The organism is Acetobacter sp. DsW_54 (genome assembly GCF_002153575.1).
In the GTDB taxonomy this organism is placed as follows: Bacteria; Pseudomonadota; Alphaproteobacteria; order Acetobacterales; family Acetobacteraceae; genus Acetobacter; species Acetobacter fabarum.
In genome coordinates this window covers 1-323 of record NZ_JOPD01000072.1, presented here as the reverse complement: position 1 = coordinate 323, position 323 = coordinate 1, and the positions used below count along the sequence as shown (strand labels likewise).

Annotated in this window: 1 pseudogene; it reads right to left on the bottom strand. The window is 54.2% G+C overall.

Annotated features, from left to right (window positions below):
* A pseudogene (locus HK20_RS12715) lies at positions 1–323 on the bottom strand (IS5/IS1182 family transposase); the annotation flags it as partial.

Genomic DNA, 323 nt, shown 5'->3' with positions numbered 1-323 from the left:
TCATTGGCTTTTGAGCGGTAGGCTGTATCTGCCCAGACATCAGACGCCGTATTGCTGCGATCAAGAAGCCCCTCACGTAGTCTGGCACCATCGCTGGCAGCGGCATCCGTCGTTTTCCATTTGCGGATCAGCCGAAATTTCCGGTCGATGGAAATATGCGATTTATAGCCAAAGAAAGGGATGGCGAGATCCGTAGACGGGATCGTCCCGTCATCCTGACGCTTTGCTTTGGTGAACTTCAGCGTCCATCGCGCATGACGATCTTTATGGGACAGCTTTGACGGCTTGTCCTGCCAATCCTGTGGGATCCGTCCTTCCCGCAG